General features: G+C 63.7%; 20 protein-coding genes. 8 read left to right on the top strand and 12 right to left on the bottom strand.

Going from position 1 to position 24,205, the window contains the following annotated elements:
- Positions 1-73: 73 nt before the first annotated feature.
- Positions 74-2,383, top strand: a complete 2,310-nt coding sequence (locus tag AAIL67_RS06770) for an NADP-dependent malic enzyme (protein ID WP_343483636.1) — start codon at positions 74-76, stop codon at positions 2,381-2,383.
- 65 nt (positions 2,384-2,448) lie between these two features.
- Here the strand turns inward: AAIL67_RS06770 and AAIL67_RS06765 are convergent, their stop codons facing one another.
- The 5 genes from AAIL67_RS06765 to AAIL67_RS06745 form a co-directional block, all read right to left on the bottom strand.
- Entirely contained in the window at positions 2,449-2,598 is a 150-nt protein-coding gene (locus AAIL67_RS06765) for a hypothetical protein (RefSeq protein WP_165571812.1), read from the bottom strand.
- 137 nt (positions 2,599-2,735) lie between these two features.
- Positions 2,736-3,503: a tyrosine-protein phosphatase gene (locus AAIL67_RS06760; RefSeq protein ID WP_034351093.1), complete on the bottom strand. Its 768-nt coding sequence runs from the start codon at positions 3,501-3,503 to the stop codon at positions 2,736-2,738.
- A 105-nt stretch (positions 3,504-3,608) separates the two neighbouring features.
- Positions 3,609-5,150, bottom strand: coding sequence for an AMP-binding protein (locus AAIL67_RS06755; protein WP_343483635.1), 1,542 nt, complete (start codon positions 5,148-5,150; stop codon positions 3,609-3,611).
- A gap of 14 nt (positions 5,151-5,164) precedes the next feature.
- Positions 5,165-6,814: an acyl-CoA dehydrogenase family protein gene (locus AAIL67_RS06750; protein WP_343483634.1), complete on the bottom strand. Its 1,650-nt coding sequence runs from the start codon at positions 6,812-6,814 to the stop codon at positions 5,165-5,167.
- A 103-nt stretch (positions 6,815-6,917) separates the two neighbouring features.
- Positions 6,918-8,162 carry a branched-chain amino acid ABC transporter substrate-binding protein gene (locus AAIL67_RS06745; protein WP_343483633.1) on the bottom strand — a complete coding sequence of 415 codons (1,245 nt, stop codon included), beginning with the start codon at positions 8,160-8,162 and terminating at the stop codon, positions 6,918-6,920.
- 168 nt (positions 8,163-8,330) lie between these two features.
- On the opposite strand from AAIL67_RS06745, the gene AAIL67_RS06740 reads away from it, so the two are divergent.
- The gene (locus AAIL67_RS06740; RefSeq protein ID WP_341679478.1) at positions 8,331-8,924 is read left to right on the top strand and encodes a TetR/AcrR family transcriptional regulator; all 594 of its coding nucleotides are present in this window, start codon (positions 8,331-8,333) and stop codon (positions 8,922-8,924) included.
- 65 nt (positions 8,925-8,989) lie between these two features.
- Here AAIL67_RS06740 and AAIL67_RS06735 read toward each other — a convergent pair whose 3' ends face one another.
- Positions 8,990-11,914: a DNA topoisomerase III gene (locus AAIL67_RS06735; RefSeq protein ID WP_253233004.1), complete on the bottom strand. Its 2,925-nt coding sequence runs from the start codon at positions 11,912-11,914 to the stop codon at positions 8,990-8,992.
- A 117-nt stretch (positions 11,915-12,031) separates the two neighbouring features.
- On the opposite strand from AAIL67_RS06735, the gene AAIL67_RS06730 reads away from it, so the two are divergent.
- The 3 genes from AAIL67_RS06730 to AAIL67_RS06720 all read left to right on the top strand — a co-directional run bounded on the left by AAIL67_RS06730 (position 12,032) and on the right by AAIL67_RS06720 (position 14,482).
- Complete coding sequence (locus AAIL67_RS06730; RefSeq protein WP_034351085.1) at positions 12,032-12,538, top strand: SET domain-containing protein-lysine N-methyltransferase; 507 nt, start codon at positions 12,032-12,034, stop codon at positions 12,536-12,538.
- Between the two features lie 153 nt (positions 12,539-12,691).
- Positions 12,692-13,522 carry a biotin--[acetyl-CoA-carboxylase] ligase gene (locus tag AAIL67_RS06725; protein ID WP_003064764.1) on the top strand — a complete coding sequence of 277 codons (831 nt, stop codon included), beginning with the start codon at positions 12,692-12,694 and terminating at the stop codon, positions 13,520-13,522.
- Positions 13,523-13,678: 156 nt separating this feature from the next.
- Positions 13,679-14,482 carry an SPOR domain-containing protein gene (locus AAIL67_RS06720; protein ID WP_343483632.1) on the top strand — a complete coding sequence of 268 codons (804 nt, stop codon included), beginning with the start codon at positions 13,679-13,681 and terminating at the stop codon, positions 14,480-14,482.
- A 90-nt stretch (positions 14,483-14,572) separates the two neighbouring features.
- Here the strand turns inward: AAIL67_RS06720 and AAIL67_RS06715 are convergent, their stop codons facing one another.
- The 4 genes from AAIL67_RS06715 to AAIL67_RS06700 all read right to left on the bottom strand — a co-directional run bounded on the left by AAIL67_RS06715 (position 14,573) and on the right by AAIL67_RS06700 (position 18,621).
- Complete coding sequence (locus AAIL67_RS06715; protein ID WP_253233003.1) at positions 14,573-15,550, bottom strand: tripartite tricarboxylate transporter substrate binding protein BugE; 978 nt, start codon at positions 15,548-15,550, stop codon at positions 14,573-14,575.
- A 220-nt stretch (positions 15,551-15,770) separates the two neighbouring features.
- A complete protein-coding gene (locus tag AAIL67_RS06710; protein WP_343483631.1) occupies positions 15,771-17,213 on the bottom strand; it encodes a sensor histidine kinase N-terminal domain-containing protein in 1,443 nt (480 codons plus the stop codon).
- A 112-nt stretch (positions 17,214-17,325) separates the two neighbouring features.
- The gene (locus AAIL67_RS06705) at positions 17,326-18,003 is read right to left on the bottom strand and encodes a response regulator transcription factor (protein ID WP_003064757.1); all 678 of its coding nucleotides are present in this window, start codon (positions 18,001-18,003) and stop codon (positions 17,326-17,328) included.
- Positions 18,004-18,129: 126 nt separating this feature from the next.
- Entirely contained in the window at positions 18,130-18,621 is a 492-nt protein-coding gene (locus AAIL67_RS06700; protein ID WP_012840368.1) for a MarR family transcriptional regulator, read from the bottom strand.
- Positions 18,622-18,759: 138 nt separating this feature from the next.
- On the opposite strand from AAIL67_RS06700, the gene recA reads away from it, so the two are divergent.
- From recA to AAIL67_RS06685, 3 genes are all read left to right on the top strand, one after another.
- On the top strand, positions 18,760-19,869 hold the full coding sequence (gene recA / locus AAIL67_RS06695) for a recombinase RecA (RefSeq protein ID WP_343483630.1): 1,110 nt from the start codon (positions 18,760-18,762) through the stop codon (positions 19,867-19,869).
- Positions 19,870-20,054: 185 nt separating this feature from the next.
- Positions 20,055-20,531, top strand: a complete 477-nt coding sequence (gene recX, locus AAIL67_RS06690; RefSeq protein WP_034351075.1) for a recombination regulator RecX — start codon at positions 20,055-20,057, stop codon at positions 20,529-20,531.
- A 62-nt stretch (positions 20,532-20,593) separates the two neighbouring features.
- Positions 20,594-21,328 carry a hypothetical protein gene (locus tag AAIL67_RS06685; protein WP_063662457.1) on the top strand — a complete coding sequence of 245 codons (735 nt, stop codon included), beginning with the start codon at positions 20,594-20,596 and terminating at the stop codon, positions 21,326-21,328.
- Positions 21,329-21,352: 24 nt separating this feature from the next.
- On the opposite strand, the gene yddG is transcribed toward AAIL67_RS06685, so the two are convergent.
- Together yddG and AAIL67_RS06675 are read right to left on the bottom strand one after the other, a co-directional pair.
- Positions 21,353-22,267 carry an aromatic amino acid DMT transporter YddG gene (gene yddG / locus AAIL67_RS06680; RefSeq protein ID WP_034351073.1) on the bottom strand — a complete coding sequence of 305 codons (915 nt, stop codon included), beginning with the start codon at positions 22,265-22,267 and terminating at the stop codon, positions 21,353-21,355.
- A gap of 280 nt (positions 22,268-22,547) precedes the next feature.
- Positions 22,548-23,891 (bottom strand): MFS transporter, encoded by a 1,344-nt coding sequence (locus AAIL67_RS06675; protein ID WP_003064745.1) that lies wholly within the window; start codon positions 23,889-23,891, stop codon positions 22,548-22,550.
- Between the last annotated feature and the right edge of the window lie 314 nt (positions 23,892-24,205).

Here is a 24,205-nt window from a genome sequence, read left to right as displayed (position 1 = left end):
CGCAGAGGCCGGGCTGTGTGCCCATAGAGAGTCCTTACTGCGGATGACTTACTTTGCGAGCTGGAGACCGCTGATGTCCGACACCAAGCCCATTACCTCGATTGATAAACGTGCGTTGCTGCGTCAGGCGGCACTGGAGTATCACGAGTTCCCCAAGCCCGGCAAGGTGGCCATCACGGCAACCAAGCCCATGGCCAATCAGCATGATCTGGCCCTGGCCTACTCGCCCGGCGTGGCTGCGCCCTGCGAGGAAATCGTCAAGGACCCGGCTGCGGCCTTCAAATACACCAGCCGCGGCAATCTCGTGGGCGTGATCTCCAACGGCACGGCAGTGCTGGGCCTGGGCGACATCGGTGCACTGGCCTCCAAGCCCGTGATGGAGGGCAAGGGCGTGCTGTTCAAGAAGTTCGCCGGCGTCGATGTGTTCGATATCGAGATCGACGAGAAGGACCCGCAAAAGCTGGTCGACGTGATTGCTGCGCTGGAGCCCACCTTCGGTGCCATCAACCTCGAAGACATCAAGGCGCCCGAGTGCTTCTTCGTGGAGCGCGAGCTGCGCAAGCGCATGAACATTCCCGTCTTCCACGACGACCAGCACGGCACGGCCATCACCGTGGCAGCGGCCATGGTCAACGCGCTCAAGGTCGCGGGCAAGAAGATCGAAGAGGTCAAGCTGGTGGCTTCGGGCGCCGGCGCCGCGGCTCTGGCCTGCCTGAACCTGCTGCTGGAAGTGGGTCTGAAGCGCGAGAACGTGTTCGTGACCGACATTGCCGGCGTGGTCTATGAGGGCCGTACCGAGCTGATGGATCCGGACAAGGCGCTGTTTGCCCAGAAGACCGAGCTGCGCACGCTGGGTGAGGTGATTGAGGGCGCCGACGCCTTCCTGGGTCTGTCCGCCGGCAACGTGCTCAAGCAGGACATGGTCAAGAAGATGGCGGCCAGGCCCATCATCTTCGCGCTGGCCAACCCCAACCCGGAAATCATTCCTGAAGATGTGAAGGCGGTGCGCGACGACGCCATCATCGCCACGGGCCGCACGGACTACCCCAACCAGGTCAACAACGTCCTGTGCTTCCCCTACATCTTCCGTGGCGCGCTGGACTGCGGTGCGACCACGATCACCACCTCGATGGAGATCGCCTGCGTGCACGCGATTGCCGCGCTGGCCCAGGCCGAGCAGTCCGAAGAAGTGGCAGCCGCCTATGTGGGCGAGGTGCTGAGCTTCGGCCCCGAGTACCTGATTCCCAAGCCCTTCGATCCGCGCCTGATGCTGATCGTGGCGCCCGCCGTGGCCCAGGCTGCGGCCGAAGCCGGTGTGGCCAAGCGCCCCATCCAGGACATGGATGCCTATCGCGAGCACCTGAAGACCTTTGTCTACGCCTCCGGCACCATGATGAAGCCCATCGTGCACGCCGCCAAGAAGGCCACCAAGAAGCGCGTGGCCTATGCCGAGGGCGAGGAAGAGCGCATCCTGCGCGCGGCCCAGATCGTGGTGGACGAACGCATTGCGCGTCCGACGCTGATCGGCCGCCCCACCATCATTGCCCAGCGCATCGAGAAGTTCGGCCTGCGCATGAAGGAAGGCGCCGACTACGACGTGGTCAACGTCGAGCATGACGAGCGCTACCGCGACTTCTGGCAGAGCTATCACCGCATGACGGAGCGCAAGGGCATCACCGCGCCCATCGCCAAGATCGAAATGCGCCGCCGCCTGACGCTGATCGGCTCCATGTTGCTGCACAAGGGCGAGGTCGACGGCCTGATCTGCGGCACCTGGAACAACACCAATGTGCACCTGAACTACATCGATCAGGTCATCGGCAAGCGCAGCGGCGTGGCCACCTATGCCTGCATGAACGGCCTGCTGCTGCCCGAGCGCCAGGTGTTCCTGGTCGACACCCACGTCAACTACGACCCCACGGCCGAGCAATTGGCCGAGATCACCATCATGGCCGCCGAGGAAATGATGCGCTTTGGCATCAAGCCCAAGGCTGCGCTGCTGAGCCACTCCAACTTCGGCTCCAGCAACCAGCCCAGCGCCGTCAAGATGCGCCAGACCCTGGAGCTGCTGCGCGAGCAGGCGCCATGGCTGGAAGTGGATGGCGAAATGCACGGCGATGTGGCCCTGGACGGCAAGGCCCGCGCCAAGCTCATGCCCAACAGCACGCTGCTGGGTGATGCCAACCTGCTGGTTTCGCCCAATATCGACGCCGCCAACATCAGCTACAACCTGCTCAAGCAGGCTGCTGGCGGCGGCATTGCCGTGGGCCCGGTGCTGCTGGGTGCGGCCAAGCCCGTGCATGTGCTGACTCCCAGCACCACGGTGCGTCGTATCGTGAACATGACGGCGCTGACCGTGGCCGACGCCAACGTCAGCCGTTAATTACGCGGTAAAAACAAAAGCCCGCCGTGCTCCATGCACGGCGGGCTTTTTTGTGCCTGCGGGGTCTACCAGGTGCGGCTGACGCCTGCGTCCACCGTACCAAAGATTTCCACGCCGCCGGAGCCGCTGGAGCTGGAGGAGGCCGGCATGGTGCCGGAGCAGGCCGTCAGCGCCAGCGTGGCGGCTGCTGCGGCCAGGGTGAGCCATTTGCGCATCTGCATTTCCTTGTCCGCATCCATTGCGGCTTATGGCCCATGGTAGCGGGCCGAAGATACCCTGCCGTAACAGCTTGTTATGCCTGAAATTGGTATGAAACCAATTCAGGATAAGCATTGACAGCTATCAAATTTGATCAAGTCTCCAGATACAGCTCGGCCAGTCGCTCGCGTGCAGCACCGTCTATACCCAGAACCTGGGTCAGATAGCGGTCCACGCTGCCATGCTGGGCGCGCACCACATCGACCGAGGCCATCAGGTAGGACGGCTGCACGCGCCACAGCGCATCCAGAGCCTCTTCGGACAGCTGGCCGTACATCTGGGCGGGGCGTCTGAAGTATTGATTGGTCAGCAGATAGTCTTCCATGATCTGCTCCTCGTCCACACCCAGCGCCGTCAGCAGCAGGGCAGCGGCCCAGCCCGTGCGGTCCTTGCCGGCCGTGCAGTGGAAGACCAGCGGCGCATCGCTGAGTTGCAGCAGCGCGAGGAACTGTGCAAAGCGATTGCCGTACACGTTCACAAAGCTGCGGTAGGTGTCATGCATCAGCTCCTCGGTATCGCGGCTGCTGAGGTTGCGGCCCTGCTCCATCATGGACTGGGCGCGCTGCACTACCGTGGGCTCGACGACCAGGGCATGGCGTTCGATCCTGGGCCAGTCATAGGAGAGATGCGCGCTTTCGCCTTCGCCGCGAAAGTCCGCGCTGCGGTGGATGCCCAGCTTTTGCAGCTGTTCCAGGTCCTGCTGCGTCAGATGCGCCAGATGGGCGGAGCGGTACAGCTTGCCCCATTGCAGGCGGCGGCCGTCCAGGCCCCGATATCCGCCCAGATCACGGAAATTGGAGGCTCCCGAGAGGGAGACTTGGCGCGCTGGGCGCTCCGTCAGCAGGTCGTGGTTCAGTTGCATATCACTGCTTATAGCGGATTGCAAAGACCCGTCCATGTCATCCGTGTTACCCAGCTGCGGCGCATGCATCGTCGGCCCGACGAAAAGCGCCGCCTGCCTTTGACCTCAGTGGCTGGTCGTGCTGCCGCGCAGCATGTGCTTGAGCAGCTTGCCGGTCGCGGTGCGTGGCAGCGCGTCACGGATTTCGAAGATGCGCGGAATCTTGTAGCGAGCCAGCCTGGTCTCCATGAACTGGCGCAGATCCTCATGGTCCGGCGTCTTGCCGGGCTTGAGGGTCAGCACTGCCACCACGGTCTCGCCCCATTCGGGATGAGGGCGGCCGATGACGGCCACATCCTGCACATCGGGGTGGGTGCAGAGCACGTCTTCCACTTCCTTGGAGTAGACGTTCTCGCCGCCGGTGACGATCATGTCCTTGAGTCTGTCCACGATGTAGAGATAGCCGTCCTCGTCCACGCGCGCCAGGTCGCCGCTGCGATACCAGCCCTGGTCGTCCAGCACGGCGGCCGTGGCCTCGCGGTTGTCCAGATAGCCTTGCATCATGGCCGCAGAGCGCAGGCAGATCTCGCCCACTTCGCCGGGGCCGCACAGGCTGCCGTCCTGACGGCGCACTTCCAGTTCAACGCCGGGTATGGCGCAGCGACCTATGGAGCCTGCCTTGGCCACGGCTTCTTCGGGGTAGAGCACGGTGCCCAGAGGGCCTGATTCGGTCATGCCATAGACCTGCATGAAGCGGTCGCTGCGATAGACCTGAGCCAGCTTGCGTGCCATGTCCGCGCCCAGAGGGCCACCGCCGTAGGCCCACAATCGCATGGCGCTGAAGTCGTAGCTGGCCACATCGGGCACCACGGACAGCGGAGCCAGAAAGGCAATCGGTGCGCCGAAGGTGAAGCTGATGCGTTCCTGCGCCAGCGTTTCCAGAAACTCCCTGGGCGCATATTCGCGCATCAGCACGGCGGTGCCGCCCATGAGCAAGGTGCCCAGGAACCAGTTGTTCAGCGGCGACGAGTGCCAGATGGGCATGGCGATCAGCGTGCGCTCCGTGGGCGCCAGCGAGGTGGCCGCCGCTGCACACAGGGCGGCATGGAAGACATTGGCATGGCTGTGCAGGCAGCCCTTGGGCTGGCCCGTGGTGCCGGAGGTGTAGAGAATCTCGGCCAGAGCGTGTGGCGCAGGTCGGCCATGCTCGTCGCCGCAGGGCGCAGCCTGCGCCAGCAGCTCATCGAAGCAGTCCAGGTCTTCGGCGGCAGAAGCTGTGCTCAGCCACTGCATGTCGGCCAGCGGCTGTGGTTCGGCCTGGATGGCGGTGATCAGCGAAGCGCGCGCACCATCCACAAGGCATAGGCGGACACCCGAATGGCGCAGTATGTAGCTGACCTCCGGGGCCTGCAGCTTGTGGTTGATGGGCACGACGACCGCGCCCAGCCGCCAGGCGCCAAGCAGCGCAAACACAAAGCCCGGGGTGTTGAAGCACAGCAGGCCTACCTTGTCGCCCTGGCGCACGCCTTGCTCATAAAGCACGGTGGCGGCTCGGCGGCCGGCCTGCGCCAGCGCGGCATAGCTCCAGTCCTGGCCGTCGGCGCGCAGCGCCAGTTTTTCGGGGCGCGTGCGTGCCTGCTGGTCGAGCAGGGAAATGAAATTCATCATTGCTGGCGTCCTCCTCAGCCAGTCCAGGCATTGCGCAGCAGGGCGGCTGGGTCGCTGCTGCCGCAGGCAACACCTGCCACCGGGCCCCAGTCCGGGTCGAAGCGGCTGCCGATGAAGGCCGAGGCACTGTCGCTGCCCGCATGCTGCAGCATCAGCGTGGCCTGCACCGTGGTGGCCAGGCGCTGGGTGAAGCGGCGAGCCTCGCGCTCCAACTCCTGCGGGGGCAGGGTGACGGCCTGGCGCAGCTTGTCCACCTGCGCACGCAGCACGGCTTCCTCCGAACCGACTTCACGCAAATGGTCCAGCAGCAGATGGGCGTCGTCCGGATTGCGGGCAATGGCGCGCAGCACATCCAGGCACATGACGTTGCCCGACCCCTCCCAGATGGAGTTGACGGGTGCTTCGCGGAACAAGCGCCCCATGGGGCCGGTCTCCACATAGCCGTTGCCGCCGAAGACTTCCATGGCTTCGCCTGTGTAGCCCACGGCACGCTTGCAGTTCCAGAACTTGGCGGCAGGAGTGACGATGCGGCGCCAGGCCTGATCCAGAGGGTCTTCGGAGCCAAAGCGTGCGGCCAGATCCATGGCCAGCCAGGTGGCGGCTTCGGATTCCAATGCCATATCGGCCAGCAGGCCGGTCATCACCGGCTGCTCTACAAGGGGCAGGCCGAAGGCATGGCGGTTGTGCGTGTAGTGCAGGGCCTGCACCAGAGCCTGGCGCATGAAGCCTGCACTGGACAGCGCACAGTCCAGGCGGGTGTAGGTGGCCATTTCGATGATGGTGGAAATGCCCCGGCCTTCCTGGCCTATGAGCACGCCCCAGGCGTTGTCGAACTCCACTTCGCTGCTGCTGTTGGAGCGGTTGCCCACCTTGTCCTTGAGGCGCTGGATATGAATGGCGTTCTTGCTGCCGTCGGGTCGCCAGCGTGGCACGAAAAAGCAGGTGGGGCCGCGCTCCTCGGTCTTGGCCAGCACCAGATGCCCGTCACACATGGGGGCCGAGAAGAACCACTTGTGGCCGGTGATCAGGTATTCCTCGCCCCAGGGGCCGCTGCTGCCCGATGGGTTCAGGGCCACGGCACGCGTGGTGTTGCTGCGCACATCGCTGCCGCCCTGGCGCTCCGTCATGCCCATGCCCACGGTGATGGAACGCTTGCCCTCGGCGGGGATGTCGCGCGCGTCGTAATCGGTGGATTCCAGCAGCGGCCCCAGCACCGCATTGAGTTGCGGGTTGATGCGCACCAGCGGAATGCTGGCCTTGGTCATGGTCGTCGGGCAGGTTGAGCCGGACTCGATCTGGCTGTGCATGAACAGCGATGCGCCATAGGCGGCCCAGGCCGTCTGCCGCTTGTCGGTGAAGGGCAGGTTGGAGATGCCGTTGCGCCGTGCAATCGTCATCATCTGGTGCCATGCAGGGTGAAAGCGCACCTGGTCGATACGGTCGCCCGAGGGCGAATGCGTGTGCAGCTCGGGCTCGAAGTGATTGGCTTCTTCTGCGGCGCGCAGCGTGGCTTCGGCGCCGTATTCCGCGCCCTGGCGTTGCAGCTCCGGGTCGCGCCACTGTGCGCCGCCGCGTGTCACGGCACGCTGCAGCACCGGATCGCTGGTGTAGACGTTGTAGTCCTTGAGCTCCGGAGCCTGGTTATGGGGGTGGATGCCAGTCATGATGTCTCTTCCTTGCTATGTGGCCCTGCCCGCAGCAGGGCGCAGGGCTTTGTGATTTCTATGTCATGCGCAACTGGCGGTCAGGGGCCGCCAGGGTGCGGGTTCAGGATGGCCGCTTCATCTTGCAGCTGGTGTCCAGGCTGGCCGCCTGTGCGGAAACCGTGCTCACGGGCTTCCATCCCAGGCCTGTTCCTTCCTGGCCATGCACCACGGTCTTGCCGTCCACTTGTTCCCAGCTCAGCACATGGATGGGTTGCTGGGCCTGGTGATCGCTCTTGCGCATTTCCACGGGGCCGTTGACGCCCTCGAAGCGCATGCCCGACATCCTGGCCGCCACGGCGGCAGGTTCCACGGACTTGGCCTCGCGCATGGCCTGGGCCAGCATCAGCATGGCGTTGTGGCCCAGGCCGTTGATGAAGTCCTCGCTGAACTGGCGCTTGAAGCCCGGCAGCAGCGGGCTGCTTGCCAGCGGCTCAGAGTTGGGGCTGAAGGCCGAGATCAGCTTGACCCGGCCTTGCCCTGCTGCCCCCATGGCGCTGGGCACGCCGAAGTTGTTGCCGTTGAGGGTGTAGAAGTCCGTGCTCAGGCCCGCCTCGCGTGCGGCCCGCACGATCAGTGCCAGGTCTGCACCGAAGTCCGCAGTGATGACGGCATCGGCCCCGGATTGCTTGATCTTGGCGATATAGGGGGAGTAATCCTTGACCTGACCCAGCGGGTGGAAGTCATCGCCCACGATCTTCAGGTCCGGACGCTTGGCCGCCAGCATGCTGCGTGCGGCGCGCGAGACTTCCTGGCCATAGGCATAGTTGGGGTTGAGCAGAAAGACCTGCTTCACCTGCTTTTGCCCGGCCAGGTACGAGGTCAGCGCAGCCACCTTCATGTCCGAATTCGCATCGGTGCGAAAGTGCCAGTAGCTGCACCTGGCATTGGTCATCTGTGGCGCCTGGGCCGCATAGTTCAGGTAGATGATTTCCTTGCCGGGGTTGCGGCTGTTGTGCTTTTCGATGGCTTCCTGCAGTGCCAGGCCCACTGCGGAGGAACTGGCACCCTGCACCACATAGCGGATGTTCTGCCCGATGATGGACTGAAGCAGGCTCAGCGCCTCCTGTGCGGAGAGGCGGTTGTCGAAGGGCACGACCTCGAACTTCACGGCACCGGCCCAGCTTTGCTCGTTGGCAAGCTTGGCGCTGTACTGGAAGCTCTTGAGTATATTCAGGCCCAATCCCGCCATGGGGCCGCTCATGGCATCCAGCGAGGCAATTTTCACCACCGTGGCCGGCTGCGCATGAACGAGTGATGCGAAGGCCAGAGCCACTGCCGCCAGGGGAGTGGAAATACGAGGGTGCATGCTTGTCTCCGTCCTCTCATAAGAATTTTTTATTCACCAGGCCGCAATGCACAATGGCATCGAGGTACCTGTCAAAAATTCTAGGAAACCGTGCAAAAAAGGTGTTCGGATTTGGCCAGCATGAAACCACGCACTCCTTCGACCGCGACAGCAGGGCGTCGCCGCCCTTTGCAGTCCCGCGCGCGGCAGACGTTTCAGGCCCTGCAGGACGCCTTTGTTCGGCTTTTGCTTGAGCGCAGTTACGCGGAAATCACCGTGCGCGAGATCGTCCTGGTGGCGGGCACCGGGCTGGGCAGCTTCTACGAGTACTTCTCGGGCAAGGAAGACCTGGCCAAGGTCTGCCTGCATCTGCGCTCCAAGTCGCTGCTGCTGGGCATTCGCGGCGTGACCGGCAGTCATTCGGGCCAGCCGCTGATGCAGATTGCCGAGGCGGTGATCGAGTCACAGCTGCAGGCGCACCGCGAGCGGGCAGATGAATGGGGTGCCCACTATCTGCTGGAGCGCCACTACTCCACTTCCGAGGCCTACCGCAAGATGTTCGAACGATTTGTGGATGCCTGGGCCGCAGCCATAGAGCAGGCCGTCGATTTGCCCCCGGACTACCCGGTGCGCGATGCTGCGCGGGTGAGCCAGTGCATTCTGTACGGCCTGTTCAATCACAGCTATCTGGCTGCCGATGCACCGCCGGATCTGGACTTGCTGCGCCAGCGCGCCAACATGGCCATATCCGGTTATCTGAACGCCCTGCGCTGCGCTGCCTGAAATGAAAAAGACCGCCAGCGGCAAGCCGCGGCGGTCTTGGTTGGTCATTGCGGCAGGGCTGGCGATCAGCTCACATGCTTGCCCACAATGCCGGCCAGCTCGAACATGCTGATCTGCTCCTTGCCGAACACCGGCTTGAGCTTGGCGTCGGCGTTGATGGCGCGCTTGTCCTTGGCGTCCTGCAGGCCGTTGGCCTTGATGTAGTCCCAGAGCTTTTTGATCACGTCGGGGCGCGAGGTGGGTTCGCTGCCGATCACGGCGGCCAGGTCTGCGCTGGGCTTGAGCGTGGCGCTCACGGTGCGGGGCTTCTTCACCGCAGCGGTCTTGGTCGCTGTCTTGGCGGCGGTCTTCTTGGCCGCCGTGCCTGTCTTCTTGGCGGCAGCCGTCGTGGTTTTGGCCGCCGCTGCGCCGGCAGTCTTGCGTGCCGGGTATTTGCCTTCGCGCTGCTCGAACTCGAAGTTCACCTTGCCCGCAGCACCATCCCAGACCAGGAAGGCCTTGAAGTTGCGGCGCGTGCGGTTGGAGACGAACTTCTCCAGCAGATCGGTCTTGCCGGTCTGCAGCAGCTTGCTCATCTGCTCGCGTTCGATGGGCTGCTGCAGGATGATCTGGCCGCTCTTGAAGTCGCAGCTGGGCGTGGTCTGGGCCAGCGTGGGAACGGCCTTGGAGCAGACATAGTTGGCGCCATGCTCGAAGACGGGCGAGCCGCACTTGGGACAGGGGCCCAGGCTTTGCTGGTGGGCAAAGTCCACGATCTCGCCCGTGTCCTCGGAGTCCTTGTCGTCGCCGAAGTCGAATTCCAGCTTGAAGTTGCTGTTTTCCTCGTCACGCACGATGGCGACTTCGGCCACGAACGGCCAGCCGGCCTTGGAGCGGAAGCCTTCCAGCGGGCCGATGCGGCGCTCGCGCAGCAGCTGCTCGGCCTCGGCCGTCTCGAAGGTGCGGCCGGCAGGGGATTTGGTGAACGAGAAGCCGCAGCCTTCGCTGGCGCCATTGGCACCCGTGCAGGCGTAGCGGCGGTAGTTTTCCTTGACCACGCCGCCGCAGTTGGGGCAGGGCGTGGAAAGCGTCGCGTAGTCGCCGGGAATGGTGTCGCGGTCGTATTCCTTGGCCTTCTTGACCAGCTTCTCGGTCATGGCCTGGATCTGCTGCATGAAGGCTTCGCGCGAGAGCTGGCCTTTTTCCATCTGCGACAGCTTGAATTCCCATTCGCCGGTCAGGTCGGCGCGGCACAGCTCCTCGACTTCCAGACCGCGCAGCAGTGTCATCAGCTGGAAGGCCTTGGCCGTGGGGATCAACTCGCGGCCTTCGCGCAGCATGTACTTTTCCGTCAGCAGGCCTTCGATGATGGCCGCGCGCGTGGCTGGCGTGCCCAGGCCTTTTTCCTGCATGGCTTCACGCAGCTCGTCGTCGTCGATCTGCTTGCCGGCGCTTTCCATGGCACCCAGCAGCGTGGCTTCGGAGTAGCGTGCCGGCGGCTTGGTCTTGAGGCCCTTGACATCGGCGTGGTGGGTGCGCGGCTGCTCGCCGGGCTGCACGGCCACCAGGGGCTGGCCCTTGTCGCCTTCCTTGGCGTCCTCCACCTCGTTGGCGGCTTCCTTGCCGTAGATGGCCAGCCAGCCCGGTTTGACCAGCACCTTGCCCTCGGTCTTGAAGCTGTGCTGTTCCACCTTGCTGATGCGTGTGGTGACCTGGTATTCGGCGCTGGGGAAGAACACGGCCATGAAGCGGCGCACGACCAGGTCGTACAGCTTCTGTTCGGCTTCCGACAGGCCCGAAGGGGCCTGCGTGGTCGGGATGATGGCAAAGTGATCCGACACCTTGCTGTTGTCGAAAACGCGCTTGGTGGGGCGGATGTAGTTGTCGTTGATGGCCTGCTGGGCAAAGGGCGCCAGATGGCGCATGCCGCTGGTGGCCAGCATGTCGAAGGTCTGCTTGGCAACCGGCAGATAGTCCTCGGGCAGGGCACGCGAGTCGGTACGCGGGTAAGTCAGGGCCTTGTGGCGTTCGTACAGGCTTTGCGCCAGCGCCAGCGTGGTCTTGGCCGAGAAGCCGAACTTGCCGTTGGCCTCGCGCTGCAGGCTGGTCAGGTCGAACAGCAGGGGCGAGGCCTGCGTGGTGGGCTTGCTCTCTTCCGTCACCTGGGCAGGCTTGCCCTGCACGGCGGCGGCAATCGCTTCGGCGTCGGCCTTGTTCCACAGGCGGTCGGCCTTGGCCTCGGCATCGTCCGATTTCTTCCACTGCGGGTTGAACCACTTGCCCAGGTACTGGCCGGCCTGGGCGTCGAAAGTGCCGTGCACTTCCCAGTAGTCGCGGCTGACGAATTTGCGGATCTTTTCCTCGCGCTCCACCACCAGGGACAGGGTGGGCGTCTGCACGCGACCCACAGTGGTCAGGAAGAAGCCGCCGTCGCGCGAGTTGAAGGCCGTCATGGCGCGCGTGCCGTTGATGCCCACCAGCCAGTCGGCTTCGGAGCGGCTGCGCGCGGCGCTGGCCAGGCCTTGCATCTGCTGGTCGCTGCGCAGGTTGTTGAAGCCGTCACGAATCGCTTGAGGCGTCATGGACTGCAGCCACAGGCGCTTGACGGGTTTGCCCAGACCCCCTTTGGCGCCGCCTGCGTATTGCTCGATCAGGCGGAAGATCAGCTCACCCTCGCGGCCCGCGTCACAGGCGTTGATGAGTTCGGTCACATCCTTGCGCTTGGCCTGCTTGACCACGGCGTTCAGGCGGGTCTTGGTCTTGTCCACGGGCTTGAGGTCGAAGCGCGGGGGGATGACCGGAAGATTGGCAAAACTCCATTTGCCGCGCTTGACGTCGAATTCTTCGGGCGCCTGAATCTCCACCAGGTGGCCGACCGCACTGGTCACCACATAGCTGTCGGATTCGAAATAGTCATCGTGTTTTTCGAACTTGCCTGCCACCGGGGTCAGCGCACGGACGATGTCCTGTGCGACAGAAGGCTTCTCTGCAATCACCAGGGTTTTAGTCATTGTGTGTTCTCGTCGTCATTAACCACCTGAACCCGAATCCAAACTCAGGCTCATACAATTCGCTTCTCACGCGCGCGCATGCGCACATGTGTGCATATTCAAAGTATCAGAGAAAACATGCCCCGCACATCACTGGCCTCTTCAACGGGCCGCCGCATCCAGACCCGGCGCTCCGGCGTTCATGGCAAAGGCGTTTTCGCCGCGCAGGATATTGCGGAAGGCGAAACCATTATTGAGTACGTGGGTGAAGTGATTGACTGGCAGGAGGCGCAGGACCGTCATCCGCATGATCCCAGCCAGCCCAATCACACTTTTTACTTTCAGGTCGACGATGAGCGGGTGATAGATGCCACGCACAAGGGCAATTCCTCGCGCTGGATCAACCACAGCTGTGCGCCCAACTGCTACACCGACGAGATCGACGGTCGTGTCTATATCGTGGCGCTGCGCAATATTGCAGCGGGCGAAGAACTGAACTACGACTATGGCCTGATGGTGGAGGAGCGTTATACGGCCAAGCTCAAGGCTGAATATGCCTGCTACTGCGGCGCTGCGAACTGCCGCGGCACCATGCTGGCGCCGAAAAGGGGCTGGAAACCGCCGATGCCTCACGGCACCCCCTGAGCGGCTTTGCCGCTTCCCCCTCTCTCGCGTTGCTTCGCAATGCGGGAGGGGGACGACGCCATCGCCGCGAGGCGGCTCTTGCTCGGCGTCTCTGAGTTGGAACATGCTTGTTCAAGGCGTGCTCGCTGCATAGAAATTTTGGATAAAGAAAAAATGACTCAGCCGATTCACTGGAATGCCGAAGCCTTGTGGGAAGCCATTGCACCGCAGTTGCCGGGCTTTACGGTCGAGGTGCTGCCGACCATCGACTCCTCAAATACCGAACTCATGCGCCGCGCGCGCGACGGGCTGACGGATCCGGTGCTGCTGATTGCAGAGCAGCAGACCCAGGGCCGAGGCCGCCTGGGCCGCAACTGGGTCAGCGGCGTCGGTGATTCGCTGATGTTCTCGCTGGGCCTGCCGCTGGCACCGCGCGACTGGTCGGGGCTGTCATTGGCGGTGGGCGTGAGCGTGGCCGAGAGCCTGCAGCCCCAGCTTCCCGCAGCGGGGGCGGCGCCCAAGATCGGCATCAAATGGCCCAACGATCTGTGGCTGGAGGGCGACCGCAAGCTGGCCGGCATTCTGATCGAGACCGCCAGCTTTGTCGGCGGCCAGCAGCACGATATGACGGCACCGCGCTATGTGGTGATCGGTATCGGCATCAATGTGCGTCCCCGTCCCGGTGACGGCATGCGCACGGCCCCGGCCTGCCTGCAGGAGCTCGATGCCGCACTGGATGCGCCCACGGCCCTGGCCTGCATATTGCCCAACCTGGTGGCCGAGGTGCAGAGCTTTGCCCGGCATGGCTTTGCTCCGCTGATGCAGCGCTTTGCCCAGCGCGACCTGCTGGCCGGACGCGAGGTGAATCTGAGCGACGGCACGAGCGGCATGGCTCAGGGTGTGGCTGCCGATGGCGGTTTTCTGGTGCGTACAGCGACCGGGCTGCAAGCCGTGACCAGTTCCGAAATCAGCGTGCGTCCGGCTGGCAGCCCGCTGCAGGCTTGAAATGAAGCACCTCCTGAGGCGCTTTGCGCCTTCCTCCTCTCTCTACGCGCTGCGCGCCAGGGGAGAAGGACGCAGCCCTCGCTGCGGGGTCGCCCAGGCCCTTGCTCGGCTGCCCGCGAGCGGCTGCAGCCCATGGATAACTGATGTGAGAAACCTATGCTGAGAATCGTTTTCCTGCTCTTGCTGCTGGGCAACGCGGGTTACTACATGTGGAGCCACGGCTATCTGGCCGGCATGGGGCTGGCGCCGGAGTTGCAGTCCGAGCCGCAGCGCCTTCAGGAGCAGATCAGGCCGGATGCCCTGGTGCTGCAGCAGCCCGAAGCGGCGCAAGCTCCGGCCGTTGAACCGGCAAAGACTGTGGAGCCCGAAGCGCCTGCGGTGGACGACAGCGCGCCGCCCGCAGCTCCCGAAAGCAAGTCGGATGGCAAGCCCGAAGCTGCAACCGTCGCGGCCAGGGAAACCAAGGACGCCAAGGACGCAAAGGATGCCAAGACCGCCATTAAGGAGCCCGAGGCCTGCTATCAGGCCAACGGCATCGAAGAGGCGCAGGCCGACAGCATCCGACGTGCGCTGGCGGGCAAGTCCAAGAGCGATTGGGAGCTGGTGGCCAGCCATCAGGGCGGGCGCTGGATGGTCTATATGGGCAAGTTCCCGGACGCCGAATTCATGGACCGCAAGCGCGGCGAGTTGCGCCTGATGAATATCGACTTCGACCGCGCCGGCGGCAGCTTCGAGCCCGGTCTGTCGCTGGGGCGTTTCTCGACGGAAGAAGCCGCCCAGCGCCAGCTGGCCACTTTCGCGCGCCAGGGCGTGCGCACCGCGCGCGTGGTGCAGGAGCGTCCCGATGTGACGACCTATGCGCTGCGTCTGCCCAAGGCCACACCGACCTTGCGCAACGAAGTGGCGGCGCTGGCCGGCAAGAATCTGGTGCCCAAGGCCTTGCAGGCTTGCGCCAAGTAATTTTCGTAGCTGCTGTCGCAAGAAAGGCCTGCATTTGCAGGCCTTTTGTATTGGAAAACCAGTTGCGACAAGCGCAACCAGCTCCTGTTTTTAGTCCAGATGAATATTGGCGACAGCGGCCAGCTTCTTCATCTTGGCCACTTCGCTGGCGATCTGCTTGGTGAAGTCGGCGCTCGATGTGCCCGAGGGGTACAGGCCTTGAGCAGCCATGCGCTGCTTGACTGCGGGGTCCTTGAGTGCGGCAATGATGGCTTTTTGCACACGTTCCACTTGTGCGGCGGGCGTGTTCTTGGGGGCCACCAGGCCGAACCAGGAAGGCTCGTTCAGATCGGGGTGACCGGCCTGCGCATAGGTCTGCACATCGGGCAGCACGTCCAGGCGTTCATGCCAGGACACGGCCAGGGCGCGCACCTTGCCCGACTTAATATGGGGCAGCGAAGAGTTCACCTGGTCGAAGTACACGGGAACCTGGTTGCCCAGCACGTCGTTGATGGCAGGAGCCGAGCCACGGTAGGGGATGTGGTGCATTTCGGTGCCCGTGCTCTTGAGGAACTGGGCGCCCCACATATGGCCGATGGTGCCGTTGCCGGGGGTGGCATAGGACACCTTGCCGGGGTTGGCCTTGAGGTAGGCCACAAACTCGGCAAAAGTCTTCACGGGAATCAGCTTGGGGTTGATCACCAGCACGCCGGGGGCCTTGACGATCTCGGTCACGCCCACGAAGTCGTTGATCGCGTCGTAAGGCAGCTTCTTGAACACGGCGGGGTTCACACCATGGGTGGACAGGGTGGCAATACCGAAAGTCACGCCATCGGTGGCGCGAGCCACTTCTGCCATGCCGATGGAGCCGCCGGCGCCGGCCTTGTTTTCAATCACCACGGCCTGGCCGCCCAGCAGCTTGATCAGCACGTCCTGCATATTGCGGGGCACCATGTCGGTGGGGCCGCCAGCGGGGAAGGGCACGACGATGCGCATAGGACGCGATGTGTCCTGCGCCATGCTCATGCCGGAGAAAGAAGAAGCGGCTGCGGCAGCAGCGGCGGTGTAGATGAATTGACGTCGTTGCATCAAAAAGCTCCCAGGATCCAGTGATTCCAAATTGCTGTCTTGCAGAGCGCAAATAGCGACTCTTCAGACAACCCATGATCGAATTGATTCTAGGGTAAGCGAGAACTTGCCAAATACGCAGTTTCCGATATTCGCATCGGGGCAAACGGGCGCAAAGCCAAGCCTGGCGCGGCTTCTCAGCCTTGGGAGGCACCGAATTGGTGCATTTTTAGGTTGCGCTTCACTGCTGTCCGGGCATGGCCTTGAAGCGCACGGTAAACAGCGCCCCCGGCGGGGTATGACCGGGCCTGGCATCCTGCAGCAGCACTTGCGCTCCGTGCTGACGGGCGATTTCCATGACGATGGGCAGGCCCAGACCGGAGCCGTCGGCTTCGGAGCCCAGCGCCCGGTAAAAGGGCTGGAAGATCAGTTCGCGCTCGCCCAGCGGCACGCCGGGGCCTGAATCCTCGACCTGCAGCAGCAGGATCTGGCCGAAATGATCGGCCTGCACGCGCACGGTGACCACGCCTGGCTGCTCGCTGGTCGATGGCGTGTAGTTGATGGCGTTGTCCACCAGATTGCGCACCAGCTCGGCCAGCAGCGTGGCATTGCCGTTGAGCCAGACACCGGGCGTGCTGGAGCTGGCACCCTCGTAGCCCAGGTCTATGTGCTTGTCCATGGCGCGCGGCAGGCAGTCCTGCACCACGTCGGTGACGATGCGCACGAGGTTGCAGCCCTGCATGGCGGGCACGGCGCTCTCGGCCCGTGCCAGTGCCAGCAGCTGGTTGACAGTATGGGTGGCACGCATGCTTGAGCGGCCGATCTGTGCCAGCGAGCGCTTCAGGTCTTCGGTATTCGTGCCCTCGCGCTGGGCCAGGTCGGCCTGCATGCGCAGGCCCGCCAGCGGGGTCTTGAGCTGGTGGGCCGCGTCGGCCAGAAAACGTTTTTGCGTGGCGATGGAGTCATGCAGGCGCTGCAGCAGATCGTTGACCGAATCGACCAGCGGCACCACCTCCAGCGGCACATCCTTGTGATTGATGGGCGAGAGATCCTCGGGCTTGCGCGCGCGGATGCGCTCCTCCAGCCGGTGCAGCGGCTTGATGCCGCGTGCCAGCGCCAGCCAGACCAGCAGGGCGGCCAGCGGCAGGATGACGAACTGCGGTAGCATCACGCCCTTGATGATTTCCGTGGCCAGCACGCTGCGCTTTTCGCGTGTTTCCGCGACTTGCACCAGGGCGTTGGGCTCGCCGGGCAGCGGCATGCGCACCCAGATATAGGCCACGCGCAGGTCAATGCCCTTGTATTCCTCATCGCGCAGCAGCACCGAGCCGGTGGGCGTGTCCTCGTCGACGGAGGGCGGGCGCGGCAGGTCGCGCTCGCCGGCCAGATATTCGCCCCTGGTGCCGCTGACCTGGAAGAACACCGTGTCCGATTCATCGGCGCGCAGGATCTCGCTGGCCGACTGAGGCAGATTGAACTGCACCTTGCCGCGCTGCACGATGACCAGCTGAGCCAGGGCCTGGGCGTTGTACTCCAGCGCGCGATCGAAGGGCTTGTTGGCCAGGCCCTGGGCCACCAGCCAGGTCAGCGCCAGGCTCACGGGCCAGAGCAGCAGCAGCGGCGTGAGCATCCAGTCGAGGATCTCGCCAAAGAGGGATCGCTGCTCACGCTGAAAAATTTTCATGCTTGTAAAACTGGCGTATTCCAACTCAGGGATGGCCAGCAAGGGCCGCCCCGCAGCAAAGGCCATCGTCCCCCTCGGGGGGAAGCGGCGGGGGCCGCCTAGGCAAAGCCGCTCAGGGGGGGGCTATCTTTTCCAGGCAGTAACCGAGGCCGCGCACGGTGGCGATGCGGATCGGGCCTTTCTCGATTTTCTTGCGCAGGCGGTGGATATAGACCTCGATGGCATTGTTGCTCACCTCCTCGCCCCATTCGCACAGGCGCTCCACCAGCTGGTCCTTGCTGACCAGGCGGCCTGCGCGTTGCAGCAGCACCTCTAGCAGGCCCAGCTCGCGCGCCGACAGCTCCACCATCTTGCCGTCTATGGTGGCGACCCGGCCGGTCTGGTCATAGACCAGCGGGCCATGCTTGATGGTGGAGCTGGCGCCGCCCATGCCGCGACGCGTGAGGGCGCGCACGCGCGCTTCCAGCTCGGACAGCGCAAACGGCTTGGCCATGTAGTCGTCGGCACCATAGTCCAGGCCCTGTACGCGCTCTTCGATCGAATCGGCGGCCGTGAGAATCAGCACCGGCAGCGCATCGCCGCGCCCGCGCAGGCGCTTGAGCACTTCCAGGCCGTGCACCTTTGGCAGGCCCAGATCGAGAATCAGCAAATCGAATTCGCTGCTGGTCAGCAAGGCGGTATCGGCCTCGCTGCCGTTAGCCACATGGCTGACGACGGCGCCCGAGCTGCGCAGCGTGCGCAGCAGGCCATCCGCCAGCACCTGGTCGTCTTCGGCAATCAGTATGCGCATGTGTGTCTCCTGCTTGTTATGTGTGCCTGTTTGCACTTTTGCTGCCATTGTAGGGATGGCTCATGGCCGTTCGGGGCAATTCTCGACAGCCGCTCATAGGCGTCAAGAAGGCGTCAATACAGAATCTCAGTAGCCTTCGGCATAGGCTTCCAGGCCCAGCGCGACCACGGTGGCCACATCCGCGCCCACGGCTTCGCGAAATTCGGCCTCGGCCTGGCTTACGGCGTCGTGAAAAGCCTGCAGCCAGGCCAGACCCGCATCGGTGAAGCGCACGCGCCTGGCGCGCGCATCATGCGGGTCGGCCTCGCGCGTGACCAGGCCCCAGGCTTCGCACTGCGCCACCAGATCGGCCATGGCCTGCTTGGTCATGCCGGCCTTGTCGGCCAGATCGGTGAGCCGGTCGCCAGCCAGCGACAGATGGCGCGTGATGTGGATATGGGCCGCTCCTACCTTGTCGCGCGCCGCCAGATTGGATAGCGCCAGCGGCACCTCCACTGCACGCGCCATGAGCTGCAGCACGCGCGCATCGAAGCGGCGCATGGCATGGCCCAGCAAACGGCCCAGATGGGTCTGGCGCCAGGCATCGGCGGGCGGGGTGACGGGGGCGATTTCTGACATGAATAAATAGTAAGGCAAACTGACTAAATATTTAAATAAATCTACAGTATCCGCATCTAAACTACTGTTCAAGCATCCAGCCTGAATGCAAAAACAGGACTGGCCACAGACAGTCATTCACCTACTTCGGAGCCTGATATGAACGCCATCGCCAAGACCAACGACGCCAACAGCGAAAAAGCCAAAGCCCTGGCTGCAGCCCTGGCCCAGATCGAAAAGCAGTTCGGCAAGGGCACCATCATGAAGCTCGGTGAAGGTGAAGCCATCGAAGACATTCAGGTCGTTTCCACCGGCTCCCTGGGTCTGGACATCGCGCTGGGCGTAGGTGGTCTGCCCCGTGGCCGCGTGATCGAAATCTACGGTCCCGAATCCTCGGGCAAGACCACGCTGACGCTGCAGGTCATTGCCGAGATGCAAAAGCAGGGCGGCACCTGCGCCTTTATCGACGCCGAACATGCGCTGGACACCAGCTACGCCCAGAAGCTGGGCGTGAACCTCAGCGACGTGCTGATCAGCCAGCCCGACACCGGTGAGCAGGCGCTGGAGATCTGCGACAGTCTGGTGCGTTCGGGTGCCGTGGACCTGATCGTCATCGACTCGGTGGCCGCATTGACGCCCAAGGCCGAAATCGAAGGCGAGATGGGCGACGCCCTGCCCGGCCTGCAGGCCCGTCTGATGAGCCAGGCCCTGCGCAAGCTGACGGCCACCATCAAGAAGACCAACTGCATGGTCATCTTCATCAACCAGATCCGCATGAAGATCGGCGTGATGTTCGGCTCGCCCGAGACCACCACCGGCGGCAATGCGCTGAAGTTCTATGCCTCCGTGCGTCTGGATATCCGCCGCACCGGCACCATCAAGAAGGGTGACGAGGCCATCGGCAACGAAACCAAGGTCAAGGTCGTGAAGAACAAGGTCTCGCCCCCTTTCAAGACGGCAGAGTTCGACATCCTGTTTGGCGAAGGCATCAGCCGCGAAGGCGAGATTCTGGACATGGGCGTGAACGCCAAGATTCTGGAAAAGAGCGGTGCCTGGTATGCCTACAACGGCGAAAAAATCGGCCAGGGCCGCGACAACTCGCGTGAATTCCTGCGCGAGAACCCCGCGCTGGCCATTGAGATCGAAAACAAGGTCCGCGAAAGCCTGGATATCAAGCTGCTGCCCGTGGACGGTGCTGCGGCTGCCGAAGCCAAGCCTGCCAAGGGCGGCAAGGGCAAGGTGGACAAGGACGGCGTGATTGAAGGTTGATTCAGTCACCCTGAGGCGCCATGCGCCTTTCGCGAAAGGGGGCGACATCCTCGCTGCGGGCGCGGCCCCTGCTTGATGTCCCTGGCTTGGTGAGCGCCAGTGTTTGAGTGCGGGCCTCATTGCTCAAAAGGTTTGCCATCTTTGCGCAGGTTCGTCCTGCGCCTTTTTGTTTCTGGAGATGCGTCGTGAGCTTTGCCAAACTTTCACTCAAGGGCCGCGCCCTCAAGCTGCTGGCGCAGCGCGAGCATTCGCGACTGGAGCTGCAGCGCAAGCTGGCCGCCCATGTGGAGGAGGGCGACGATCTGAATGCCGTGCTCGACGAGCTGGAGCAGCGGGGCTTCATCAGCGTGGAGCGGGTGGTCGAGTCTGTCCTGCGCAGCAAGGCCGGCCGTTATGGCGCAGCGCGTCTGGTGCATGATCTGCGCAGCAAGGGGCTCGATGACGAGACCGTGCGCCAGGCGGGCGAGCAACTGCGCGGCAGCGAGCTGCAGCGTGCGCGCGAGCTGTGGTGCAAGCGTTTTGGCAGCGTGCCCGTCGACCTCAAGGAAAAGGCCAGGCAGCTGCGCTTTCTGGCTTCGCGCGGCTTTTCGTCCAGCGTGGCTTCACGCGTGCTGCGCGATGCCCCATACTCCCCTGCACCCGACAGCGAGGACGAGGACTGAGGCGGCCACCCGGTCCCCGCCCGCCTGCGGCGGGAACAGCTTTTCACACCGGAGGGACCCACGTGCTGACTGCTTCGCAACCCCCTGACGCCCCATCCGCCCTGCGCGTGGGCCTGAGTGCCGGCAAATCGCTGCTGGGCGGCCTGATGCTGGGTGCCTTGCTGGCCCTGGTGCTGGGCTGCGGCGCGGCCGTGTTCTATTTTTCCCGCCTGATGGCCGATCCCGGCCAGGGCATTCATGCCTCGGCCCATACCGGCATCTACGGCGCCGTGATCAGCCTGCTGATGTCGCCGCCGCTGCTGGTGGCCGTGGTGCTGATCTTCATCATCCCCGCCTACCTCATGGTCGGTCTGCAGCTGGGCCGCGCCCGCGCGGCAGGCAAGCTGGTGGCGCGCTACGGCCAGGGCCTGGCCGAGCGCCTGGCTGCCATGCTGGCACAGCGCATCGAGGCCCTGCCCAGCGCTCACAAGGCCATGCACAAGGCGGCCGACCTGCTCACCGTGGGCGCGGCGATGGAGCATCTGCAGCCCTGGGTGGGCAATGGGCGTGCCGTGCAGTTCGTGGTGCGCAGCGTGCTCAATCGCCTGCCACTGTCCGATCTGCTCGAGGAATGGGGGCGCACACGTGCCCAGTGGGGCAGCGAAGGCGGCAAGGACGACCCGGCGCTGCGTGCTTTTCTGGGCGCTCGCATCGAGGAGATGCTGCAGGGCCTGACCGAGCCGCCCTGGACGCTGTTGTGGATTTTGCTGGCCGGCCATGCCGTCGTGCTCGGCCTGGGCATCTGGCTGACCGCCTGAGCGCCCGGCCGGCCTGGCACCGGCTCAATGTCGGTGGCTGCGCGTAGCCCACCAGCAGACCAGCGAACCCAGCGTGACCAGTGCCACGCCCTGCCAGAAGCTCCAGCCCGGCAGCACCTGCAGCAGTGCGCTGGCCATCAGCGCCGAGAGCACGGGTGTGAAATAGGACGCCGCAGCCAGCAGGGCCAGCTTGCCATGCTGGATGCCGTGCTCCCAGCAGCTATAGCCCAGTGCCGTGAGCGCCCCGACCAGCAAGACCTGGCCGGCGGTGAGCCAGCTCCAGAGCATGGGCTGTGACTCGCCCAGCATCAGCCACTTGAGCCACAGCGCGATGGCAGTCCAGGTCACGAACAGACCCACGGCGTTGAAGCCGGCGCCATAGCGGCGCGCCAGCAGCGAGTAGGCCGGCCAGAGCAGGGCGGCTGCAAAACCCATGCCATAGGCCAGCGGGTTGCCCAGCACATGGCTCCACATGACCGGCAGGCTGAAGCTGTCGCCGCCCAGCACGCGCGCCAGACCCCACAGGCAGATCAGCACGCCTGGCCACAGCCACCAGCGAGCCGCCTGCTGGCCGCAGAGCACGGCCAGCACGATGGTGAGGCTGGGCCAGAGATAGTTGATGAGCCCGATTTCCATGGCCTGGCTGCGGTCGTGGGCCAGGCCCACGGCCACGGACAGGCAGATTTCATAGACCACGAACAGCAGGCCGCAGCCCCAGAGGTAGGCAGGGTGCATGCTGCGCCAGCGTGCCAGCTCGCGCCAGCCTTTGCGCCCGCGTGCTGCGGCAATGCAGATGGCGGCCATGGTGTAGAGGCAGGCCGCGCCGCCGACGGCGCCCAGCGGCTCGGCCACGGCGCGCATCAGACCCACGGTGCAACTCCAGCAGAGTACGGCGATCAGGCCGATGGCCGTGGCCTTTTGCGCGGCGGCTGCGTTCATGCGCAGCCGTTCCTGCTCCTGAAGCAGGAGCTGTTAACGTCAGTCCTATCTGAAAAATTCACAATAACTGCCATGTAAACCTTGTAAATGCTGCGCAGGCTGCTGCGAAATTGATGAATGCAGATATGAAAAAAGCCGCAGACCTGCGGCTTTGGAGGGTAAGGGCGAGGGCTGCGCTATGCGCGGCCCGGCACTCTGCCGTTGACGGTCATGCCGTGCATATTGTCATCGCTGTCGTGGAACTGCTTGCGCATATTGCATCTGGCCTGCGGCCTATGGGTCATGGATGCTGTTTGGCGACCCCGGCGCTGTCGCGCTTCACGAACAGCAGCACCAGAATGGCGGCACAGAACTCCACGGCAGCAATGATGAGCAGGCCTGGCGCATACGAGCCGCTGCTGGACTTGAGCAGACCCAGCAACTGCGGCGAGAAGTAGCCGGCCAGATTGGCTGCAGAGTTGATGACCGCCAGGCCCACAACCAGGGCAGTGGCCGAGAGGAAGCGGTTGGGAATCTGCCAGTACACGGGGATGGAGCCCATGGTGCCCAGCGATGACAGAGCCAGAGACGCGACGACGCCCGTCACATTGCCCTGCTGCAGGAACAAGGCCGTCAGCACCAGCCCGACAGCGCCCATGGCAGCGGCAATCGCCGTGTGCCAGCGCACTTCCTTTTTGCGATCGGACAGCCAGCCGTTGCCCACCATGCCTATCCAGCCACAGGCGTAGATCAGGGACATAACCCAGCCCAAGGTCTTGAGGTCGGTGATGCCCACGGATTTGACGATGCTGGGTCCGTAGAACACCAGCGTGGAGTTGCCGGCCACGATGCAGAAGAAGATCAGGATCAGCATCAGCACGCGAGGGTTGCGCATGGAGGCCCAGAAGCTGTGCTCGCGTTGGCCCAAAGAGGCTTCCTCGGCCTTGAGCTCTTCGGCTACATGCTGTTTTTCACGGGCGCTGAGCCAGGGGGCCTTGGCCGGTGTGTCGCTGAGCAGAAAGTAGGCAGCAATGCCCGCGAGAACGGACGGAATGCCTTCGATGATGAACAGCCATTGCCAGCCCGCATGATTGGCCACGCCGTGGAAGGTTTCCATCAGATAGGCGGCAATCGGGCTGCCCAGCATCAGCGACAGGGCCGACGCCGAGACAAAGAACGCCAGGGCCTTGCCGCGGCGGTGCGCCGGCAACCAGTAGGTCAGATAGAGAATCACGCCGGGCTGCAGGCCGGCTTCGAAAGCACCCATCAAGAAGCGCAGCACATAGAACTGCAAAGGCGTCTGCACCCAGGCCATGAGGATGCCGGTCACGCCCCAGCCTATGGTGATGCGCATGATGGTCTTCTTGGCCCCGAACTTGTGCAACAGCAGATTGCTGGGGACTTCAAAGAAGAAATAGCCGATGAAGAAGATGCCGGCCCCTGCGCCATAGACGGCGTCGGACCATTGCAGGTCGCTCATCATGGTCAGCTTGGCAAAGCCGACGTTGACACGGTCTACCCAGGCCAGAAACCAGATCAGGGTGAGAAACGGAATCAGCCGCCAGATGATGCGGCCAAAGGTGATGTCGCGCTCCTGCACGGTGCTGACATCGCTGCGCGCCGCCGAGACGGGGATGGAAGACATGGTTTCCTCGCTTTCGTACAACAGTGGGACTGAGAACGGCTACGAGAGCAGGGGTAGCAGCTCCGCGCATCCACTGCTGCCTGCGCGGATGCCGCCGCGCCGGGGTCAGGCGCGGCCGGCATCACAAGGCCGGGAAAGGCTCTGGCAGGTACAGCTCAGATGGGGCGACTATAGAAGTGGCTTGCGCAAAGCACAGCCGGTGCTTTTCCGTCTGGACAAAACAAGAAATTTAAATTTCAAAAATGAAAATATGAAAAATTAATTTCTTTTTTCGATTTTTGCCAGGACATGGAAAGCAAAAAACGGCCACCAGG

Origin of the sequence: Comamonas sp. A7-5 (assembly GCF_039581385.1) — a bacterium.
Taxonomy (GTDB): domain Bacteria; phylum Pseudomonadota; class Gammaproteobacteria; order Burkholderiales; family Burkholderiaceae_C; genus Comamonas; species Comamonas thiooxydans.
This window is presented reverse-complemented; position numbering and strand designations above follow the sequence as displayed.

Excerpts from the sequence above, each read along its gene's own strand:
- AAIL67_RS06770 (WP_343483636.1), top strand. The coding sequence starts at position 74 with ATGTCCGACACCAAGCCCATTACCTCGATTGATAAACGTGCGTTGCTG.
- AAIL67_RS06765 (WP_165571812.1), bottom strand. The coding sequence starts at position 2,598 with ATGCGCAAATGGCTCACCCTGGCCGCAGCAGCCGCCACGCTGGCGCTG.
- AAIL67_RS06760 (WP_034351093.1), bottom strand. The coding sequence starts at position 3,503 with ATGCAACTGAACCACGACCTGCTGACGGAGCGCCCAGCGCGCCAAGTC.
- AAIL67_RS06755 (WP_343483635.1), bottom strand. The coding sequence starts at position 5,150 with ATGATGAATTTCATTTCCCTGCTCGACCAGCAGGCACGCACGCGCCCC.
- AAIL67_RS06750 (WP_343483634.1), bottom strand. The coding sequence starts at position 6,814 with ATGACTGGCATCCACCCCCATAACCAGGCTCCGGAGCTCAAGGACTAC.
- AAIL67_RS06745 (WP_343483633.1), bottom strand. The coding sequence starts at position 8,162 with ATGCACCCTCGTATTTCCACTCCCCTGGCGGCAGTGGCTCTGGCCTTC.
- AAIL67_RS06735 (WP_253233004.1), bottom strand. The coding sequence starts at position 11,914 with ATGACTAAAACCCTGGTGATTGCAGAGAAGCCTTCTGTCGCACAGGAC.
- AAIL67_RS06730 (WP_034351085.1), top strand. The coding sequence starts at position 12,032 with ATGCCCCGCACATCACTGGCCTCTTCAACGGGCCGCCGCATCCAGACC.
- AAIL67_RS06725 (WP_003064764.1), top strand. The coding sequence starts at position 12,692 with ATGACTCAGCCGATTCACTGGAATGCCGAAGCCTTGTGGGAAGCCATT.
- AAIL67_RS06720 (WP_343483632.1), top strand. The coding sequence starts at position 13,679 with ATGCTGAGAATCGTTTTCCTGCTCTTGCTGCTGGGCAACGCGGGTTAC.
- AAIL67_RS06715 (WP_253233003.1), bottom strand. The coding sequence starts at position 15,550 with ATGCAACGACGTCAATTCATCTACACCGCCGCTGCTGCCGCAGCCGCT.
- AAIL67_RS06710 (WP_343483631.1), bottom strand. The coding sequence starts at position 17,213 with ATGAAAATTTTTCAGCGTGAGCAGCGATCCCTCTTTGGCGAGATCCTC.
- AAIL67_RS06705 (WP_003064757.1), bottom strand. The coding sequence starts at position 18,003 with ATGCGCATACTGATTGCCGAAGACGACCAGGTGCTGGCGGATGGCCTG.
- AAIL67_RS06700 (WP_012840368.1), bottom strand. The coding sequence starts at position 18,621 with ATGTCAGAAATCGCCCCCGTCACCCCGCCCGCCGATGCCTGGCGCCAG.
- recA (WP_343483630.1), top strand. The coding sequence starts at position 18,760 with ATGAACGCCATCGCCAAGACCAACGACGCCAACAGCGAAAAAGCCAAA.
- yddG (WP_034351073.1), bottom strand. The coding sequence starts at position 22,267 with ATGAACGCAGCCGCCGCGCAAAAGGCCACGGCCATCGGCCTGATCGCC.
- AAIL67_RS06675 (WP_003064745.1), bottom strand. The coding sequence starts at position 23,891 with ATGTCTTCCATCCCCGTCTCGGCGGCGCGCAGCGATGTCAGCACCGTG.